Here is an 18,970-nt window from a genome sequence, read left to right as displayed (position 1 = left end):
TTCACGCGAAGCGGGACCCGCTTCGCTCGAAAACGCTCTAGCCGCCCGTCGCCACGTCGTAGATCAGCTTCAGATTGAGCACGATGATGATCGCCGCCGTGATCGCGGCGATCGCCGTCAGCCAGCGCGGCGCGGCGAAGACGCCCATCTTGCGCTTCTCCGCCGTGAACATGACCAGTGGCACGACGGCGAAGGGCAGTTGCAGGCTGAGGATCACCTGGCTGAAGATCAGCAGCTTGCCGGTGCCGCTCGCCCCGTAGAGGATCGTCACCACCGCCGCCGGGACGATCGCGATCGCCCGCGTGATCAGCCGCCGCAGCCAGGGCTGGAGGCGGATATTGAGGAAGCCCTCCATCACGATCTGTCCGGCCATGGTCGCCGTCACGGTGGAGTTCAGGCCGCAGGCGAGCAGCGCGATCGCGAATAACGTCGGCGCGAGCGCCGAGCCGAGCAGCGGGTGCAGCAGCGCATAGGCCTTGTCGAGTTCCACCACGTCGTGCTGGCCATTGGCATGGAAGGCCGAGGCGGCGAGGATCAGGATCGAGGCGTTGATCGTCAGGGCGAACATCAGCGCGAAGGTCGAATCGAACGTCGCATAGCGGATCGCGTCGCGCTTGCCCGCCTCGTCCGTCGCATAGGCCCGCGTCTGCACGATGCCCGAGTGCAGATAGAGGTTATGCGGCATGACCGTCGCGCCGATGATGCCGAGCGCGAGATAGAGCATGGCCGGATTGGTCACGAGGTCCGTCGTCGGCGCGAAGCCGCGGATGACGCCGCTCCAGTTCGGATCGGCCATCAGGATCTGGATCAGGAACGAGACCGCGATGACGCCGAGCAGCGTGATCACCAGCGCCTCGACCCAGCGGAAGCCCTTGGTCTGGAGATAGAGCACCAGGAACACGTCGAGCGCGGTGATGATGACGCCGATCTCGAGCGGGATGCCGAAGAGCAGGTTGAGGCCGATCGCCGTGCCGATGACTTCGGCGAGATCGGTGGCGCAGATGGCGATTTCAGCGATGACCCACAGCACGAAGGCGACGGGCGCGGGATAGGCGTCGCGGCAGGCCTGGGCGAGATCGCGCCCCGTGGCGACCGCGAGGCGGGCAGCCAGCGCCTGCAGGATGATCGCCATGATGTTGGAGAGCAGCGCAACGAAGAGCAGCGCATAGCCGAACTGCGAACCGCCGGCGAGCGAGGTCGCCCAGTTGCCGGGATCCATATAGCCGACGGCGACGAGATAGCCCGGGCCGAGGAAGGCCGCCGCCTTGCGCCAGGCCGGCGCGCCGGAGGCGACTGCAATCGTGCCATGCACCTCGGACATCGAGGGCAGCCCGCGTTCGCGCCGCCAGCCACTGCCCTCAGCCGTCGTCTGATCCGGAATGCCGCGCATGCTACCTGCTCTTGATAATGCGAATTATTCGCATTTAGGGATGAGCGCGCGCGGATGTCAATGCGATCTCCCTGTAAGGCCGGTGTGGGCTTGCGAATCGCATAAGTCATGGCTTATGTTTATCGCATGATCGAGACGGATATATTCCGCGCGCTGGCCGACCCGACGCGGCGCGCCGTGTTCGAGCGGCTGGCCGGCGGCGAGATGAGCGTCGGCGCGCTCAAGGCGAAGTTCGCGGTCTCGCAGCCGGCGATCTCGCAGCATCTGGCCGCGCTGAAGGCCGCCGGGCTGGTCGTCGAGCGGCGCGAGGGGCGCTTTGCCTATTACCGCCTCGCGCCGGAGGGGCTGGCGCCGCTCGCGAGCTGGGTGGAGCGCTACCGCGCCTTCTGGCCGGAGAAGATCGAGAAGTTGAAGGACGTGCTGAAAGGAATGGACCCATGAGCGACCCGGACACCGGCGAGACGAAGCGCGCCTCGCTCGGCCTTGCATGCGATCTCGACGCGCCGATCGAAAAGGTCTGGCGCGCGCTCAGCGACCCGGCGCTCCTCGCGCAATGGCTGCTGCCGAACGACATCGTGGCTGAGCCGGGCGCGCGCTTCGCCCTCAACGGCTCGGCAGCGGATGGCGGGACGATCGCCTGCGAAATCCTGGAGAGCGATCCGCCGCGGCGGCTGAGCTTTTCCTGGAGAACCGACGGATCGAAAGCCGACAGCGGGGAAAAGCCTCTGGACACGATCGTCACCTTCGAGCTGGAACCGGGAGAAGAAGGTGGCACGCGCCTCCGCCTCTTCCATGACGGCTTCGTTGTACCGGCCGACTATCCGTTCGACGCTCCCGCGCCGGAGGCGGACACCATCGTTCTGCTGCCGCTCGATCTGGTTGCGCGGCGCCGTCTTCGCAAGCCCCGATATGCAATTTCCGCGCGCCGTGCGCTGCCGACCCTCATGCGCCTGGCTGCCTGAAGGAGATCCGTGATGAGCTTCGTCCCGATGGTCGTCGAGCAGTCCAACCGCGGCGACCGCGCCTTCGACATCTATTCGCGGCTCTTGCGCGAGCGGATCGTGTTCCTGAACGGGCCGATCGACGACGCTATGTCGGCGCTGATCTGCGCCCAGTTGTTGTTTCTCGAATCCGAGAGCCCGAACCGTGAAATCGGCCTCTACATCAATTCGCCGGGCGGCGTGGTGTCGAGCGGCTTTGCCATCTACGACACGATGCAGTTCATCTCGAGCCCCGTCTCGACGCTCTGCATGGGCTCGGCCTGCTCCGCGGCCTCGTTCCTGCTGATGGCCGGCGCGCCCGGGCGGCGCATCGCCCTGCCCAATGCCAGCATCATGCTGCACCAGCCGCTCGGCGGCTTCCAGGGCTCGGCCTCCGACATCGAGCGCCATGCCGACAACATCAAGCGCACCAAGCGGCGGCTGAACACGCTCTATGCCCGCCATTGCGGCCGCACGCAGGAGGAAGTCGAGGCGACGCTCGACCGCGACCATTTCATGGACGCCGAGGAAGCGCAGGCCTGGGGCATCGTCGACCACGTCTACGAGACGCGGACCCAGAGCCTCGCCGCCTGAGCGGGCCTAAAGCTGCACCTCCGGCGCCTTCGGGCAGGTCGGCGGCAGGTCGCGGTTCCAGCCGCGCGACGTCCAGTCGGCCTTCGGCTTCGCGTGCTCGCCTTCGCCGTCTCCTTCATAGAAGCTGAAGCAGTTCGCGCCGTCGCGCTCGACGAAGAAGCAGGCGCCTTGCGCGCTTTCATAGAAGGTGCAGAAGCGCCCGTCCTGCACCGACCACTCGCCGGAATCCGCGCCGTCGGGATCGTGATAGCGGATCGTGCCGTCGGCATTGTAGCTCTCGGAGAAGAAGGTGCCATTGGCATAGACGCCGTCGAGCGTGATGCCGGCGAGCGCCCGCTCGAGTTCGTCCGCGGTCATCCGCTCGCCTGCGGCGGCCGGGACAATCGCGGCCAGCGCCGCGGCGAGGAAAACCAGCACCGCCCCCCGGCGGCGCGCATGAGCGCCCATTGGACCGACCCTCCTTCAGACCCCCTGCCGGCGCCCGCGACAGTTGACTTGCGCGCCGTTTGCCGTCAGAAGGTCGGCATCAACATTCGGGCTTTCCGATGACCGTGCGGGCCGACTTCGTCTCGATGCCGTTCATGCAGGCGTTCACCGCCGGCACGATGGCTGACGCCTGCACGAAAAAAACCGCTCCGAAAACCACGACCACGCGCTGATCGCCCTCGCCTCCCCGTTCTCTCCCTCGGGGCGACCGGGGGTGACGAGCCGGACGGGTGCGCGGCGCGCATGACCGGGCCGGCGTGGGAGAGACGGACAACGAGCAGGATCATAACGAACATGGGCTACAAGGTCGCAATCGTCGGCGCCACGGGCAATGTGGGCCGGGAAATGCTGAACATCCTCGACGAGCGCGGCTTCCCCGCCGACGAGGTGGTGGCGCTGGCCTCGCGCCGCAGCCAGGGCACGGAGGTCTCCTTCGGCGACCGCACGCTCAAGGTGAAGCCGCTCGACCAGTATGATTTCTCCGACACCGACATCTGCCTGATGTCGGCCGGCGGCACGATCTCCAAGGAATGGTCGCCGAAGATCGGCGCACAGGGCTGCGTCGTCATCGATAATTCCTCGGCCTGGCGCTACGATTCCGAAGTGCCGCTGATCGTGCCGGAAGTGAATGCCGATGCGATCGTCGGCTTTCGCAAGAAGAACATCATCGCCAATCCGAACTGCTCGACCGCGCAGCTCGTCGTCGCGCTGAAGCCGCTGCACGATGTCGCGAAGATCAAGCGCGTCGTCGTCTCGACCTATCAGTCGGTGTCCGGCGCCGGCAAGGAGGCGATGGACGAGCTTTTCACGCAGACCCGCGCCGTCTTCGTCAACGATCCGATCGTCTCGGAGAAGTTCTCGAAGCGCATCGCCTTCAACCTCATTCCGCAGATCGACGTCTTCATGGAGGACGGCTACACCAAGGAAGAGTGGAAGGTGATGGCCGAGACCAAGAAGATCCTTGACCCGAAGATCAAGCTGACCTGCACCGCCGTCCGCGTCCCCGTCTTCATCTCGCATTCGGAATCGGTCAACATCGAGTTCGAGAAGCCGATCACCGCCGACGAGGCGCGCGACATCCTGCGCGAGGCGCCGGGCTGCCTCGTGATCGATAATCCCGAGGAAGCGCAGTACATCACGCCCTATGAGGCGACCGGCGAGGACGCGACATTCATCTCGCGCATCCGCGAGGACGCGACGATCGAGAACGGCCTCAACATGTGGGTCGTCTCGGACAATCTCAGGAAGGGCGCCGCGCTCAACGCCGTGCAGATCGCCGAAGTGCTGGTCAACCGCAAGCTGATCCAGCCGCGCAAGAAGGCGGCGTAGGGGCGGCAAGGCCCTCACCCCCGCCCTCTCCCGCAAGCGGGAGAGGGAGCCGCCGGCGCGTTTTCGGGACGTGTCGCGGACGGAGGTGGATGCGCGCACCCCCGCCACACGCTCCGCTCAACCCGCGCCTGGAGGGCGGGCCCTAAAACGCCTTCGCGTTCTCGGGGCGGGGGCACAGGCGGACGGGAAGGTCTCCGTCCGCGACGAGCATACCCGCCCCGCCATCAAGCACGCTTCGGCTGCGCCGAAGCTAGCCCCTCCCCGAGAACGCCAAGGCGTTTTCGGCCCTCCCTCAAGGGGAGGGCTCAAGAAGAGACCGGCGCCCCGCAAGAGGGAGGGAAAGCTGCGCCGCGGCCTTTTCGGCTGGCGCCCCCTCTCCCGCGAGCGGGAGAGGGCCGGGGTGAGGGTCTTCCGGCGCAGCAGGAAATGCTCAGCCCTGTTCGCCCCGCCGGCTCTCGCCGCGGAGGGATAGGGAAGAGGCGCGCGGGGCGGCCGGCGGCCTGGCGCACGGGCAGCGCGCCGGCAGCTGAAGAAGACGAACGACAAGGGGTTGCCCGAACCGCCCGCCTCCGGGCCTCCGGCGCCCCGCGCGTGACAGAGCTTCGGCCTCGCGCGATGGACCTTGGGTGTTGCTTTTTCTTCCAGCCACCCGGCGGCGAAATCCGCGCCCCGGCATCGCTGCCGGCGCACCGCCGCTGTCCCGGTGTCACGGGCCGGCGCATCGCACTTCGGCCGCTCCCGCCGCGGGCTCGTGACGCCACGCAGACGGAAGACTGCCACCACCCCGCCCACGAACGGAACGACCGGTTCGCCCTCTTCCATCGGGCGGGGATGGGAGGATTATGCGCCCGGCGCCAGGGAGCGGGGATAGATTATTTTCTAGCGCCGCCGGGGGCACGCGCCCTGCCGATCAACGCCCCGTTAGTCCCCTCCCCCTTGCGGGGAGGGCGTTCCCGCCGGCAGGACGCCGAGCCACCCTCGACAAACGAGGCTCCCCTTGAACCCTCCCCTTGAGGGAGGGTCAAATCCGCAAAGCGGATTTGGGGAGGGGTCACGGACGGATGCGTACGCGCACGACGACGCCGCACACTCCCCTTAACCCGCCCCTGGAGGGCGGGTCGAAAACGCGGCTATCGCGTTTTCGGGGCGGGGACACAGGCCGACAGGAAGGTCTCCGTCCGCGACGAGCATACTCGCCCCACCGCCAAGAACGCTTCGGCTACGCCGAAGCTAGCCCCTCCCCGAAAACGCCAAGGCGTTTTCGGCCCTCCCTCAAGGGGAGGGCTCAAGAGGAGACCGGCCCCCGCGTCTTTCCTCTTGGCGAACAGGAACAGATCCGCGCGCGCCAAGTCGAAAGAGACGCGGCGCGATGGTGCGAGTCCCCCCTTCCTCCTCCCCCTTGCGGGGAGGACCGAGGAGGGGGTACCGGCGCAGCGATCGGGAAGCTCGCAGGTCTCAGCTCGCGCTAGACGTGATTCTCATAAGGTGTAACACTTATGCAGCCACAACCACTGGAGGGGACGATGGCGCCACGTTTTGAGGTCTCGTGCATAAACAAGATCCCACGAGATAACATCTATGAACGGATACAGAAGATTGGCGGAAAGGCAGGTGGTGGTTGGACCCTGTCAGTCGCTGAGGTGATCGACCGCATCATAGCGCAGCGCGAGGAGTTCTATGTGAATCGCCCACGAGGCGATGTTGTTGACATCGAGGTCGCCATTAGCCGCTTCGGGAACCATTATATCAAGACGACGGTGGATGGGGACGAGCCGAACAATCTTCTAAGTCTTCCAGAGTGCCCAAGATAGTCTTGTCAGGCTTCTTGACGTTGCTCGGGCCAACAGCCCAAAACCAGCGCCTGTTGGGCTGCATTCAAACGCTCGCATTTGCCGCAGCGCGCCCCGTTGAAAAGGGCGGACAAAGAGGACCAGAGCCGCGCCCGCCATTTCGCGAAAGAACGGGCGCGATGGGATCGCCCCCCCTTGATCCTCCCGCTTGCGGGGTGGATCGAGGAGGGGATACCGGCGCAGGCATCGGGAAGCGCGCCGGCCGCGAAGAATAACGACGAGAACGGGGCCACCGCTTAACGCGATGCCCTTGCCAACAACGAAAAGCATGGCAAATGGTTCGGAGAGACCGAGTCGGCCCCCCCCTCCCCCGCGCTCCCCGCAAGGGGGAGAGAGCAAGGGGCGCCGTAATGCGCACCATCAGGCCAGCGCCGCCGAGGCACCCTCGACCGCCCTTCGCCGCGACGCGCGACGTTCAACGCCAGCAAACACGCCCAAGACGACCTAACCAGATGCGACCATGACACCTGAACGAGCATCGACGAACCGCACTCCGCGTGCCCCCCCGTTGAGAGAGAGTCAAATCCGCAAAGCCGGTTTGGGGACGGGATGCGGACCAAAGCCGGCCCTGGGAGTTGTTGAGCCTAAGGACTGCTTTTTGTCGGGAGCTAAGCAACTTGGCAATACGTCGCCGTCACGCTCCAGATTTCGGGGGTTCTGGCAGAGGTTGGGCCGCAGCCTCTCTGAGCACCCCGGCCGGATACTGCCGGATACGCTCTTCAATCGCATCGATGTGCTGACCAACCTCCTGGAGTTCCTCATCCTCCAAGATGCGAGCCATCCAATGCCCCTTCTGCCTAGTCAGCGTCGCGATCCTAATGGGCTCACCAACTCCCCCCGGAGCCATTTGAATCGCATGCCTCAACGCCCAGTAGACTCCCAGCGTAGCCGACTGCACATTCGGCATATTACCGGCCCAAATGACTCGACTGATGAATCCCATAAAGGGTTCGGCGAGCATCTGGCCGGACCCCATCGATACGAAGTTTAGCTTGTCGCTCTTAATCTCCGGCTGGAGGTCATTAGTACCGAATTCGACAAGCTGCGCCCGATCTTCCAATGGAGCTGCCAATAATGCACCAAATCCATAGCCCTGATCTTGTACGAATGGCACGCCCGTGCCTCTAAAATCATTGACGGCATCGTGAGACAACACTCGGCAGCAGTCGACACATTTGCCATTGAAGGCCTTCTTATCCCAGGCCTTCTGAACAACATCTTGAAAACGTTGGCCAAGTCCAACGGCGCCTGTCCCGGCGATGATCACACGATCGCCGACGACCGCCAGCTTATCGCTCGCCATCCGCATTAATGGGAGACGGCCTGCACCAGATGTGGCCATGCTATCTGCACCGACTATGACACCATCGGTGCATCTCACCCCGACAAGTACAGTCACACCTACCCCTGGAAGATGCTGTTCACCTTCATGTCAGGATAAGCCTGATAAACAGATTTTACCAGAGTCGCAAAGTCCAAACTGCGCACCCATCTGGCGACCTCGAGAATATATTCACGCTGCGCTTCTGGAATCGCAGCAAGCACTTGCGCTCCAGCTTCGATGCCCGCCTGATTCGCGGCATATGTTCGCCAACGACCATAGGACTGCCCCACCGTCGCCAAACCTTGATTCTGAAGGGATTCGACTTCGGAATAAACGGAACTATCAAATGGTCCGTAGTCATAAGGAGCGAAGTTAAAAGCCGGTCCCTCGGTCACTATCCCAGGAATATTGCGAGTTACAAGAAAGGCCGCCTTTTGAACTTGAACAGGTGTATAGGGTTTCCCGTCTGCCGCGGCCAAGATCGCGAGAGTCAATTCACGGCGGTTCATGTGTTCACGTCCATTGCGAGTTCAGCACGCTCTGCCGAGACGATTCGAACAGTATCATTGAACCCGCCCTATTGACAAATAGGCCCTTCGGAGTCCGCAAGCCCGAATCGCCCCCCCCTCACATCACCGCACCAATCTGCCACGGCACGAATTCCGCATCGCCATAGCCGAGCTGTTCGGACTTCGAGCGCTTGCCTGAGGCGACGGCGACGATCTCCTCGAAGATCTCCTCGCCCTTCTTCTCCAGGCTCACGCCCTCGAGGATGTCGCCGCAATTGATGTCCATGTCGTCGGTCATGCGGGCATAGAGGTCTGAATTGGTGGCGAGCTTGATCGAGGGGGTGGGCTTGTAGCCGGCGGCCGAGCCGCGGCCCGTCGTGAAGACGATCATGTTGGCGCCCGACGCCACCTGGCCGGTGACCGAGGCCGGGTCGTAGCCGGGGCTGTCCATATAGACGAAGCCGTGCGTGTCGATCGGCTCGGCATACTTATAGACGCCGCGCAGCGTCGCCGTGCCGCCCTTGGCGGCCGCGCCGAGCGACTTTTCGAGGATCGTGGTGAGGCCGCCCGCCTTGTTGCCCGGCGAGGGATTGTTGTTCATCTCGCCCTGATTGCGCTCGGTGTAATCCTCCCACCAATGGATCAGGTCGACCAGCTTCTCGCCGACCTCGCGATTGGCCGCGCGGCGGGTGAGCAGGTGCTCGGCGCCATAGATCTCCGGCGTCTCGGAGAGGATCGTCGTGCCGCCATGCTTGACCAGCAGGTCCGAGGCATAGCCGAGCGCCGGATTGGCGGTGATGCCCGAATAGCCGTCCGAGCCGCCGCACTGCATGCCGACCGTGATCTCCGAGACGGGGACTGTCGTGCGCGTGTGCTTGTTGGCGGCGGGGAGCATCTCCTTGATCATGTCGATGCCCCACTCGATGGTCTTCTTCGTGCCGCCAATGTCCTGGATGGTCATGGTGCGGAAGCCCTCGTGCTCGACGAGGTTGTAGGCCTTCATCAGGCGCGGGATCTGGAAGACTTCGCAGCCGAGGCCTACGACGAGCACGCCGGCGAGGTTCGGGTGCGAGGCATAGCCCCACTGGGTCCGCTCCAGCGTCTCATAGCCCTCGCCCGAGCCGCCCATGCCGCAGCCCGTGCCATGCACGAAGGAGACGACGCCGTCGACATTGGGGAAGGCCTCGAGCAGGCCCGAGCGGTTGAAGCCCTCGGCGATGTGGCGCGCCACCGTCGCCGAGCAGTTCACCGAGGTGAGCACGCCGATATAGTTGCGCGTGCCGACCTTGCCGTTCGGGCGCACATAACCCTCGAAGGTGCGGCGCTCGCTGTCGGGCAGGAGGCCGTCATCATGCGCGCCTTCCGCGAACTGATAGTCGCGGTCGAAATCATGCATGCCGCAATTATGCTCGTGGATATGCTCGCCCGGCGCGATCGGCGTCTTGGCGAAGCCGATAATCTGGCCGAATTTCAGGATCGGCCCGCCCTCCGGAATACCGGTGAGCGCCATCTTGTGGCCCTTCGGGATGCGCTGGACCGCCGTCACGCCCTCGATGGTCGTGCCCTGCATGATGGTGTCGACAGCCACGCGGACATTGTCCTTGGCGTTCAGGCGGAGGGTCCGGGGAAGGGCGGCGGTGGTGGCGCTCATGGGGATCTCGGCAAGAGGAAGCGGGACGATTGGCGTATCCAACCACATCTGGGGTGGCCGGTCGTCGGGCGCAACGATCATCCGTGCTTATGTGAAGACTTCATTCACAGATGATCGGAGCACATTGGTCGTACAATAAAGCAGGTTCGGTGTCACGGATACAGTGTCCGCGCGCGCCTCAGGCGAGCGCGCCATCCTGATTGGCGGCCTCGTCGATTTCGGCGCGACGCGGGAAGCTCGGCTGCGCGCCAAGCCGGGTGCAGGCGAGCGAGCCGGCGCTGGCGGCAAGGCGCATCGCCTCGGCGAGCGGCGCGCCCTCGTCCATGAAGGCGGCGAGCACGCCGGCGAAGGTGTCGCCCGCGCCGGTGGTGTCGACCGGATCGACGGGCAAGGCGGGCACGGCGATCGTCTCGGTGCCGGTTGCCGCCACGGCGCCGTCGCCGCCGAGCGTCGCGATCACGGTGCGCCCGAGGTCGCGGGCGAGCGTCGCGACGGTCGCCGCGCCGTCCGGTCCCGGCGCGAGGCCGAGATGGCGGGCGAGGTCGGCGGCCTCGGTCTCGTTGACGAGGATGATGTCGGCGGCGGCGAGGGCCGCCCGCTCGATCGGCAGGAACGGCGCGATCGACAGCATGATGCGCGCGCCGGCCGCCCGCGCGGCCTTCGCCGCGGCGAGGCTCTCGGCGAACGGCACCTCCATCTGCAGCAGCACGGTGTCGCCGGGGCCGAGCCGGACGGCGCCGAGATCCTCGCCCTTCAGGCGTGCATTGGCGCCGGGCGACAGCACGATCGTGTTCTCGCCGTGGCGGTCGACGGTGATGATCGCCATGCCCGTCGTGGCGCCGCGTGTCACCACAGCCCCGAGATCGACGCCGTCGGCCGTCAACTCGGCGAGCGCGGCGGCGGCCATGTCGTCGGCGCCGACCGCGCCGACCATGGCGACATTCGCGCCCGCGCGGCGTGCGGCCAGCGCCTGGTTCGCGCCCTTGCCGCCGGGAATGAGCTGATAATCGGAGCCCGGCACCGTCTCGCCCGGCCGCGGATGGTGATCCGTCCGGCAGACGAGGTCGATGTTGATGGACCCGAACACGACGATCATTGGCGTCTCTCCCTTGTGTCTCCAGCGAGGTTTGCGACCCTATGGCGCGGGGGTCAAGCGCGCCGTGGGCGTGGCCGTGCGGCCCCTTCGCGCGGGGCGCACGAATATTCCTCAGGGCAATCGCCAAGTGTCGTTTTGCGGACGCACAAAAATGGCTAGATTGCGTGCCAATCTTGCGTGTTCGCATGCTGTCGCCTTCGCGGGACGGCATGGCGAGGGAGGGGCTTCTCTTCGCCACGAATGACTGTTGTAACAAGGGATGCGCGCGTCAGGCCGAGGCGGCGTCCATCGACGCGGACGACCAAATCAGCTACGCCATAGCCGACTGAATTGACTGCCATTTCCCAGGAACCCATCCAGAAGCGAACGTGCCGAACCGTCGGGGTCTCACAGTAAGAAGCATGAAGAAGTCCGCCTTTTCCCTGACGCGCCGGCAATTGCTCAGCTCCGCCGGCGCCGCCGCCGCGACGGCGCTCGTCGGCTCGCTTCCCGCGCCGGCCTTTGCCCAGGCGACGAACGCCCCGGCCTCGCTGACCGCCGACGGACCGTTCACCCGGTCGACCGTTTCGGAGATCGCGCGCCGCCTCTCCCGCGTCCCCTATGCCGCTCCGACCTCGCGGCTGCCGGACGTTCTGAAGAACCTCACCTACGACCAGTATCGCGACATCCGCTTCAAGCCGTCGGTTGCGGTCTGGGCGAATTCGGGTCTGCCGTTCCAGCTGCAGCTCTTCCATCCCGGCTTCTATTTCAAGGAGCCGATCGAGGTTGCGATCGTCCAGGACGGCAAGGCGAAGCACCTGCCTTATTCGACGGACATGTTCGACTTCGGCCCGCTGGTGCCGAAGGGCATCCCGAACGACGATTTCGGCTTCGCGGGCATCCGCATCCACGGCCTGCTGAACCGGCCGGATTATTTCGACGAGATCGTCGTCTTCCAGGGCGCGAGCTATTTCCGCTCGCTCGGCAAGGGGCAGGCCTACGGCATTTCGGCGCGCGGGCTGGCGGTCAAGACGGCCGAGCCCGAGGGCGAGGAATTCCCGATTTTCCGCGCCTTCTGGATCGAGACGCCGCTCAAGGACAGCGAGACGATCGTCCTCTACGCGCTGCTCGACAGCCCGAGCGTCACCGGCGCCTATCGCTTCACGATCCGGCCCGGCATGCCGACGACGATGGACATCGAGGCCGATCTGTTCCCGCGCGTCGATCTCGCCAAGTTCGGCCTGGCGCCCTGCACGAGCATGTTCTTCTTCGGGCCGAACGATCGCATCGGCGTCGATGATTTCCGCCCCGAAGTGCATGATTCGGACGGGCTGATGATCCTGAACGGGCGCGGCGAGCGGCTTTGGCGGCCGCTCTCGAACCCGAGCACGCTGCAGATCAGCGCCTTTGTCGATGCCGGCATGCGCGGCTTCGGCCTGATCCAGCGCGATCGCGAGTTCGTCACCTATCAGGACCTCGAAGCGGTCTATGAGAAGCGGCCGAGCCTCTGGGTGGAGCCGGTCGGCGACTGGGGCCAGGGTGCGGTCACGCTGGTGGAGATCCCGACCAACTCGGAGATCCACGACAACATCGTCGCCTATTGGCAGCCGAAGGACGCGATCCCCGCGGGCTCGGAATATTCCTTCGCCTATCGCCTGTCCTGGGGCGGCGATCCGGCCTTTGCGCCGGGCGGCATGGTCGTCTCCGACACCATGATCGGCCGGGCCTTGATCGAGGATGACGGTCCCGCCCGCCGCTTTGTCATCGACTTCGCGCCGCAGCAGCTTCTCGACGGCAAGCCGGCGCCGGAGCCGAAGGCCACCGTCACGACGTCCGAGGGCACGGTCTCCAATGTCGTCGTGATGCCCAATCCGCAGATCGGCCAGGGCCAGGGCTGGCGGGTGCATTTCGAGCTCGATCCCGGCAAGGCCAGCCTGATCGAACTCCGCGTCGTTCTCACCTTCCCCGACGGGCGCCCGTCCGAGACATGGGTCTATCGATGGACGGCGACGGCGTGATCGCCCTGTCGGCCAGCAATAAAGCTGCCGCCGAAACAGACCTGACCGATGCCGCGGATCGTCCGGCTTCGCCCGAGATGCCGATGCGCGGCATGCCGGCCGAGATGCCCGGCGACATGCCGCGGCAATCGCTGTGGCGCTTTCGCCGGCGCAACCGGCGCCGCTTCATCGATGCCGGCCGCTCGCGTTCGTCGCTGACGCGGCGTTTCGCCGTGCTCGGCTCGGCGATGCTGCTCGCCGCCTTCGCGGTCTATGAGATGGAGCAGGTGCTCGAGGTCGGCGGGCTCACGCCGGTCGAGATCGTCGTGCTCATCCTGTTCGCGCTCAATTTCGCCTGGATCGCCATGGCCTTCGTCAGCGCGATTGCCGGCTATGGCGTCGTGATCGGGCGCCTCAGCCGCACCCGCCGCACCCCGGCCGGGCCGCTCGCCTCGCGCACGGCCTGCCTGATGCCGACCTATAATGAGGATCCGGCGCGCGTCTTCGCGGCGATCGAGGCGATGGCGACGGGCCTCTACGATCTCAACCAGGCGCCGGCGTTTGACTGGTTCGTGCTGTCCGACACCACCGATCCCGACGTGGCGCTCGCCGAGGAAGCGGCGCTGCTCGCGGCACGCAGCCGCCTCGGCGACAAGACGCGGCTCTATTACCGGCGGCGGCGGCGCAATGTCGCGCGCAAGGCCGGCAATGTCGCGGATTTCTGCACCCGCTGGGCAAGCCATTACGACAATATGCTCGTCCTCGACGCCGACAGCCTGATCGCGCCGGAGACGATCGTCGAGCTTGCCCGCCGCATGGACGAGGATCCCGATGCGGGCCTCATCCAGACGATCCCCGCGCTCGTCAACGGCACGACGATCCTGGCGCGCCTGCAGCAATTCGCCGGCCGGGTCTATGGCCCGATCGTCGGCTCCGGCCTCTCCTTCTGGACGGGCTCGGAAGGCAATTACTGGGGCCACAATGCGATCATCCGCACCGCCGCCTTCCTCGGCGCCGCGGGCCTCCCCGACCTGCCCGGCAAGCCGCCCTTCGGCGGCCATATCCTCAGCCATGATTTCGTCGAGGCCGCGCTGATCCGCCGCGCCGGCTGGACGGTGCGCATCGCCGACGACCTCGCCGGCTCCTATGAGGAGAGCCCGCCCTCGATCATCGACCTCGCGATCCGCGACCGGCGCTGGTGCCAGGGCAATCTGCAGCACATCTTCGTGCTGCCGGCGCGGGGACTGCACTGGGTCAGCCGCATCCACCTGATGACCGGCATCGGCTCCTACCTCGCCTCGCCGCTCTGGCTGCTGCTGATCCTCGCCGGCCTCGCCCTGTCGCTGCAGGCCCATTTCATCCGGCCGGAATATTTCACCGAGGATTTCCAGCTCTTCCCGACCTGGCCGGTGATCGACGCGGAACTCGCGCTCCGCCTGTTCGGCCTGACGCTCATCGTGCTGTTCGCGCCGAAGCTGCTCGGCCTCATCGCCTTCCTGCGCGACCCCGAGGCGCGGCGCAAGGTCGGCTTCTTCCGCACGATCTTCAGCTTCTTCTTCGAGATCTTCGTCTCCGCGCTGATCGCGCCGGTCATGATGCTGGTCCATACCGGCGCCATCGTCTCGATCCTGATCGGCCGCGATTCGGGCTGGAAGCCGCAGCGGCGCGACGATGGCGGCGTGCCGCTCAAGGCGCTGATCGTGCGCCATCGCTGGCACATGCTGTTCGGCATCGCCCTGCTCTTCGCCGCATCGCTCGATTCCTGGGTGCTGGTGGCGTGGCTGTCGCCGGCGATTCTCGGCATGCTGCTCGCCGTTCCGGTTTCCGGCATCACGGGATCGACGCGCATCGGCCGCGATATCCGCCGCCTCGGCCTGCTCCGCACGCCCGAGGAGGTCGATCCGCCCGCGATCGTGCGCGCAGCGGCGGCGCTCCGCCCCGTCTACGACCAGGCGATCGCGGCGCGGCCGGACCTTGCCACGCTCGCCGAGGACAGCAGCGCCCGCGCCCTCCATCTCGCTTTGGTCGACCGCGTCGCGGATCGGCCGCGGGGCCAGATCGACGCCACCGAGGCGCTCGCCACGGCCAAGATCGGCGAGGCGACCAATGTGGAAGAGGCGGTGGCTTTCATGACGCCGCAGGAGCGCGCCACCGTGCTCGCGACGCCCACGCTCATCGTCAAGCTGGCAGAGCTTCCCAAGCACTGATCGCCCTATAGCCGCCTCACATTGCAGTGCGGCAATCCGGCTTTTCGCAACCGCACAAACCGGCTAAGAATAAGGTCACGTCCCGGAGCGTGTGAGGGACCGACATCGGGGGAATGCGTGGCCATCAAGAAGATTCTCGTCGCCAATCGGTCAGAAATCGCAATCCGCGTCTTCCGGGCAGCCAACGAGCTCGGACTGCGGACCGTCGCCATCTTCGCCGAAGAAGACAAGCTGGCGCTTCACCGCTTCAAGGCGGACGAGGCCTATCAGGTGGGCAAGGGCCTCGGCCCGATCGAAGCCTATCTTTCGATCCCCGACATCATCCGCATCGCCCGCGAGGCGCGGGTCGATGCCATCCACCCCGGCTACGGCCTGCTCTCCGAAAGCCCTGAATTCGCCGAGGCCTGCGCCGAGGCCGGCATCACCTTCATCGGGCCCTCCCCCGATACGATGCGCATGCTCGGCAACAAGGTGGCCGCGCGCAATCTCGCCATTTCCGCCGGCGTGCCGGTGATGCCCGCGACCGATCCGCTGCCAGACGACATCGAGACGATCAAGTCCGAGGCGCTGCGCGTCGGCTATCCGCTGATGCTGAAGGCCTCCTGGGGCGGCGGCGGACGCGGCATGCGCGTCATCCGCGACGAAGAGACGCTGCTGAAGGAAGTCACGACCGCCAAGCGCGAGGCGAAGGCCGCCTTCGGCAAGGACGAGATCTATCTCGAGAAGCTGGTGGAACGCGCCCGTCACGTCGAGGTGCAGATCCTCGGCGACCGTCACGGCAATATCGTCCATCTGTTCGAGCGTGACTGCTCGGTGCAGCGCCGCCACCAGAAGGTCGTCGAGCGCGCCCCGGCGCCCTACCTCTCCGAGGGCGAGCGCAAGGAGATCACCGACTACGGCATCAAGATCGGCCACGCCGCGGACTATTACGGCGCCGGCACCGTCGAATTCCTGATGGATGCCGACACCGGCAAGTTCTACTTCATCGAGGTCAATCCGCGCATCCAGGTCGAGCATACCGTCACCGAGCAGGTGACCGGCATCGACATCGTGAAGGCGCAGATCCGCATCGCCGAAGGCGCCGCGATCGGGACGGCGCAATCGGGCGTGCCGAAGCAGGCCGACATCCGCTTGAACGGCCATGCGCTGCAGTGCCGGATCACGACCGAGGATCCGGAGCAGAACTTCATCCCGGACTATGGCCGCATCACCGCCTATCGCGAGGCATCGGGCTTCGGCATCCGCCTCGACGGCGGCACCGCCTATTCCGGCGCCGTGATCACGCGCTTCTACGACCCGCTGCTCGAAAAGATCACCGCCTGGGCGCCGACGCCCGAGGAGGCGATCGCCCGCATGGACCGCGCGCTGCGCGAGTTCCGCATCCGCGGCGTGGCGACGAACCTGACCTTCGTCGCCAACATCATCAACCACCCGAAATTCCGCGACAATTCCTATACGACGCGGTTCATCGACACGACGCCGGAGCTGTTTGCCGCCGTTCGCCGGCGCGACCGCGCCACCAAGCTGCTGACCTATATCGCGGACGTCTCCGTCAACGGCCATCCCGAGACGCGCGGGCGCACCAAGCCGAAGGCCGACGCGCTCGCCAAGGTCGTCCCCTATTATGACGAGCCGCCGGCGCCGGGCAGCAAGCAGATCCTCGAAGCGCATGGCCCCGAGGCCGTCGCCCGCTGGATGCGCGAGCAGACCCGCGTGCTGGTCACCGACACGACGATGCGGGACGGGCACCAGTCGCTGCTGGCGACGCGCATGCGCACGCATGACATTGTCGGCATCGCCGATGCCTATTCACGGGCGCTGCCGGGCCTGTTCTCGCTCGAATGCTGGGGCGGCGCGACCTTCGACGTCGCCATGCGCTTCCTGACGGAAGACCCGTGGGAGCGGCTCGCCATGATCCGCGAGCGCGCGCCGAACATCCTGCTGCAGATGCTGCTGCGCGGGGCGAACGGCGTCGGCTACACCAATTATGCCGACAATGTCGTCAAGTTCTTCGTCAAGCAGGCGGCCGCCGGCGGTGTCGACCTCTTCCGCGTGTTCGACTGCCTGAACTGGGTCGAGAACATGCGCGTGTCGATGGACGCCGTGCGCGAGGAAGGCAAGATCCTCGAGGCGGCGATCTGCTACACGGGCGACGTCCTCGATTCCGCCCGTCCGAAATACGACCTCAAATATTACGTCTCCCTCGCCAAGGAGTTGGAGGCGGCCGGTGCGCATGTCATCGGCATCAAGGACATGGCCGGCCTGCTGAAGCCGGCCGCCGCGCGCCTGCTCGTCTCGACGCTGCGCGAGGAGACGGACCTTCCGATCCATCTGCACACGCACGACACATCCGGCATTTCGGCGGCAACGGTTCTCGCGGCCGTCGAGGCGGGCGTCGACGCGGTGGACGCGGCGATGGACGCACTGTCCGGCCTGACCTCGCAGCCCTGCCTCGGCTCGATCGTCGAGGCGCTCAAGGGCGGCGAGCGCGATACCGGGCTCGATCCGGCGGCGATCCGCAAGATCTCGTTCTACTGGGAAGCGGTGCGCGGCCAGTATGTCGCCTTCGAGAGCGATCTGCGGGCCGGCGCATCCGAGGTCTATCTGCACGAGATGCCGGGCGGCCAGTTCACCAATCTGAAGGAACAGGCCCGCTCGCTCGGTCTCGACACGCGCTGGCACGAGGTCGCGCAGACCTATGCCGACGTGAACCGCATGTTCGGCGACATCGTCAAGGTCACGCCCTCCTCCAAGGTCGTCGGCGACATGGCGCTGATGATGGTGAGCCAGAACCTCTCGGTCGACGATGTCGAGAATCCGGGCAAGGAGATCGCCTTCCCCGAGAGCGTCGTGCAGATGATGCGCGGCGATCTCGGCCAGCCGCCGGGCGGTTGGCCGCCGGCGATCCAGGCCAAGATCCTCAAGGGCGAGAAGCCCTCGACCGCCCGTCCTGGCTCGCTCATTCCGGCGGCCGACATCGAGGCGGAACGGCGTTCGGCGCGAGAGAAGTCGGGCGGCGGCGAGATCGACGATTTCGCGCTCGCCTCCTACCTCATGTATCCGAAGGTCTACACCGACTTCGCCAAGGCGCTCGACACCTATGGCCCGACGAGCGCGCTGCCGACCGCCGTCTATTTCTACGGCCTGCCGGTCGGCGAGGAGATCCCGGTCGAGCTCGAAAAGGGCAAGACCATGCTGATCCGCTGCCAGGCGATCGGCGAGGCCGATGATGACGGGCTGATCCGCGTGTTCTTCGAGCTCAACGGCCAGCCGCGCGTCGTCAAGGTTCCGGACCGGGCCAATGCCGGCAAGATCGCCGCCAAGCGCAAGGCCGAGGAAGGCAATCCGAACCATGTCGCGGCGCCGATGCCGGGCGTGATCTCAACGCTCGCTGTCAAGGCGGGCCAGCAGGTCAAGGCCGGCGACGTGCTGCTCTCCATCGAGGCGATGAAGATGGAGACCGCCATCCACGCCGACCGCGACGGCACGATCGCCGAAGTGCTCGTGCATCCGGGCAGCCAGATCGACGCGAAGGACCTTCTCGCGGTCTTCGGCTGAGGGTCTGCACGTCCTCAGGA

At 65.8% G+C, this 18,970-nt stretch carries 14 protein-coding genes; 8 read left to right on the top strand and 6 right to left on the bottom strand.

All coding sequences use genetic code 11. From position 1 onward, the window contains the following. Positions 1 to 37: 37 nt before the first annotated feature. A complete protein-coding gene (locus tag GGR25_RS13710) occupies positions 38 to 1,390 on the bottom strand; it encodes an Nramp family divalent metal transporter (protein ID WP_183399332.1) in 1,353 nt (450 codons plus the stop codon). Between the two features lie 126 nt (positions 1,391 to 1,516). On the opposite strand from GGR25_RS13710, the gene GGR25_RS13705 reads away from it, so the two are divergent. The 3 genes from GGR25_RS13705 to GGR25_RS13695 are packed head-to-tail and all read left to right on the top strand — an operon-like array spanning position 1,517 to position 2,964. Beyond that, positions 1,517 to 1,831: an ArsR/SmtB family transcription factor gene (locus tag GGR25_RS13705; protein ID WP_183399594.1), complete on the top strand. Its 315-nt coding sequence runs from the start codon at positions 1,517 to 1,519 to the stop codon at positions 1,829 to 1,831. Then, entirely contained in the window at positions 1,828 to 2,352 is a 525-nt protein-coding gene (locus tag GGR25_RS13700; protein ID WP_183399331.1) for an SRPBCC family protein, read from the top strand. Before GGR25_RS13705 ends, GGR25_RS13700 begins: the two co-directional genes overlap by 4 nt. A gap of 12 nt (positions 2,353 to 2,364) precedes the next feature. Further along, positions 2,365 to 2,964: an ATP-dependent Clp protease proteolytic subunit gene (locus GGR25_RS13695; protein ID WP_183399330.1), complete on the top strand. Its 600-nt coding sequence runs from the start codon at positions 2,365 to 2,367 to the stop codon at positions 2,962 to 2,964. Positions 2,965 to 2,970: 6 nt separating this feature from the next. On the opposite strand, the gene GGR25_RS13690 is transcribed toward GGR25_RS13695, so the two are convergent. Beyond that, positions 2,971 to 3,411 (bottom strand): hypothetical protein, encoded by a 441-nt coding sequence (locus tag GGR25_RS13690; protein ID WP_183399329.1) that lies wholly within the window; start codon positions 3,409 to 3,411, stop codon positions 2,971 to 2,973. A gap of 333 nt (positions 3,412 to 3,744) precedes the next feature. On the opposite strand from GGR25_RS13690, the gene GGR25_RS13685 reads away from it, so the two are divergent. Both GGR25_RS13685 and GGR25_RS13680 read left to right on the top strand, forming a co-directional pair. Then, a complete protein-coding gene (locus GGR25_RS13685; RefSeq protein ID WP_183399328.1) occupies positions 3,745 to 4,779 on the top strand; it encodes an aspartate-semialdehyde dehydrogenase in 1,035 nt (344 codons plus the stop codon). A gap of 1,523 nt (positions 4,780 to 6,302) precedes the next feature. Continuing rightward, positions 6,303 to 6,590, top strand: coding sequence for a DUF3892 domain-containing protein (locus GGR25_RS13680; RefSeq protein ID WP_183399327.1), 288 nt, complete (start codon positions 6,303 to 6,305; stop codon positions 6,588 to 6,590). A gap of 673 nt (positions 6,591 to 7,263) precedes the next feature. Here the strand turns inward: GGR25_RS13680 and GGR25_RS13675 are convergent. The 4 genes from GGR25_RS13675 to GGR25_RS13660 form a co-directional block, all read right to left on the bottom strand. Further along, the gene (locus tag GGR25_RS13675) at positions 7,264 to 8,010 is read right to left on the bottom strand and encodes an Ntn hydrolase family protein (protein WP_343068075.1); all 747 of its coding nucleotides are present in this window, start codon (positions 8,008 to 8,010) and stop codon (positions 7,264 to 7,266) included. Positions 8,011 to 8,030: 20 nt separating this feature from the next. Continuing rightward, positions 8,031 to 8,462, bottom strand: coding sequence for a hypothetical protein (locus GGR25_RS13670; RefSeq protein WP_183399325.1), 432 nt, complete (start codon positions 8,460 to 8,462; stop codon positions 8,031 to 8,033). 118 nt (positions 8,463 to 8,580) lie between these two features. Next, positions 8,581 to 10,113, bottom strand: coding sequence for a UxaA family hydrolase (locus tag GGR25_RS13665; protein WP_183399324.1), 1,533 nt, complete (start codon positions 10,111 to 10,113; stop codon positions 8,581 to 8,583). 178 nt (positions 10,114 to 10,291) lie between these two features. Beyond that, positions 10,292 to 11,209, bottom strand: coding sequence for a ribokinase (locus tag GGR25_RS13660; RefSeq protein WP_183399323.1), 918 nt, complete (start codon positions 11,207 to 11,209; stop codon positions 10,292 to 10,294). 401 nt (positions 11,210 to 11,610) lie between these two features. On the opposite strand from GGR25_RS13660, the gene GGR25_RS13655 reads away from it, so the two are divergent. The 3 genes from GGR25_RS13655 (at position 11,611) to pyc (ending at position 18,950) form a co-directional block, all read left to right on the top strand. Beyond that, positions 11,611 to 13,206, top strand: a complete 1,596-nt coding sequence (locus GGR25_RS13655) for an OpgD/OpgG family glucan biosynthesis protein (RefSeq protein ID WP_183399322.1) — start codon at positions 11,611 to 11,613, stop codon at positions 13,204 to 13,206. Beyond that, positions 13,188 to 15,392 (top strand): glucans biosynthesis glucosyltransferase MdoH, encoded by a 2,205-nt coding sequence (mdoH, locus tag GGR25_RS13650; RefSeq protein WP_183399321.1) that lies wholly within the window; start codon positions 13,188 to 13,190, stop codon positions 15,390 to 15,392. Before GGR25_RS13655 ends, mdoH begins: the two co-directional genes overlap by 19 nt. 117 nt (positions 15,393 to 15,509) lie before the next feature. Further along, positions 15,510 to 18,950, top strand: coding sequence for a pyruvate carboxylase (gene pyc, locus GGR25_RS13645; RefSeq protein ID WP_183399320.1), 3,441 nt, complete (start codon positions 15,510 to 15,512; stop codon positions 18,948 to 18,950). Positions 18,951 to 18,970 lie beyond the last annotated feature (20 nt).

Source organism: Kaistia hirudinis, from assembly GCF_014196455.1.
Lineage (GTDB): Bacteria > Pseudomonadota > Alphaproteobacteria > Rhizobiales > Kaistiaceae > Kaistia > Kaistia hirudinis.
This window is presented reverse-complemented; position numbering and strand designations above follow the sequence as displayed.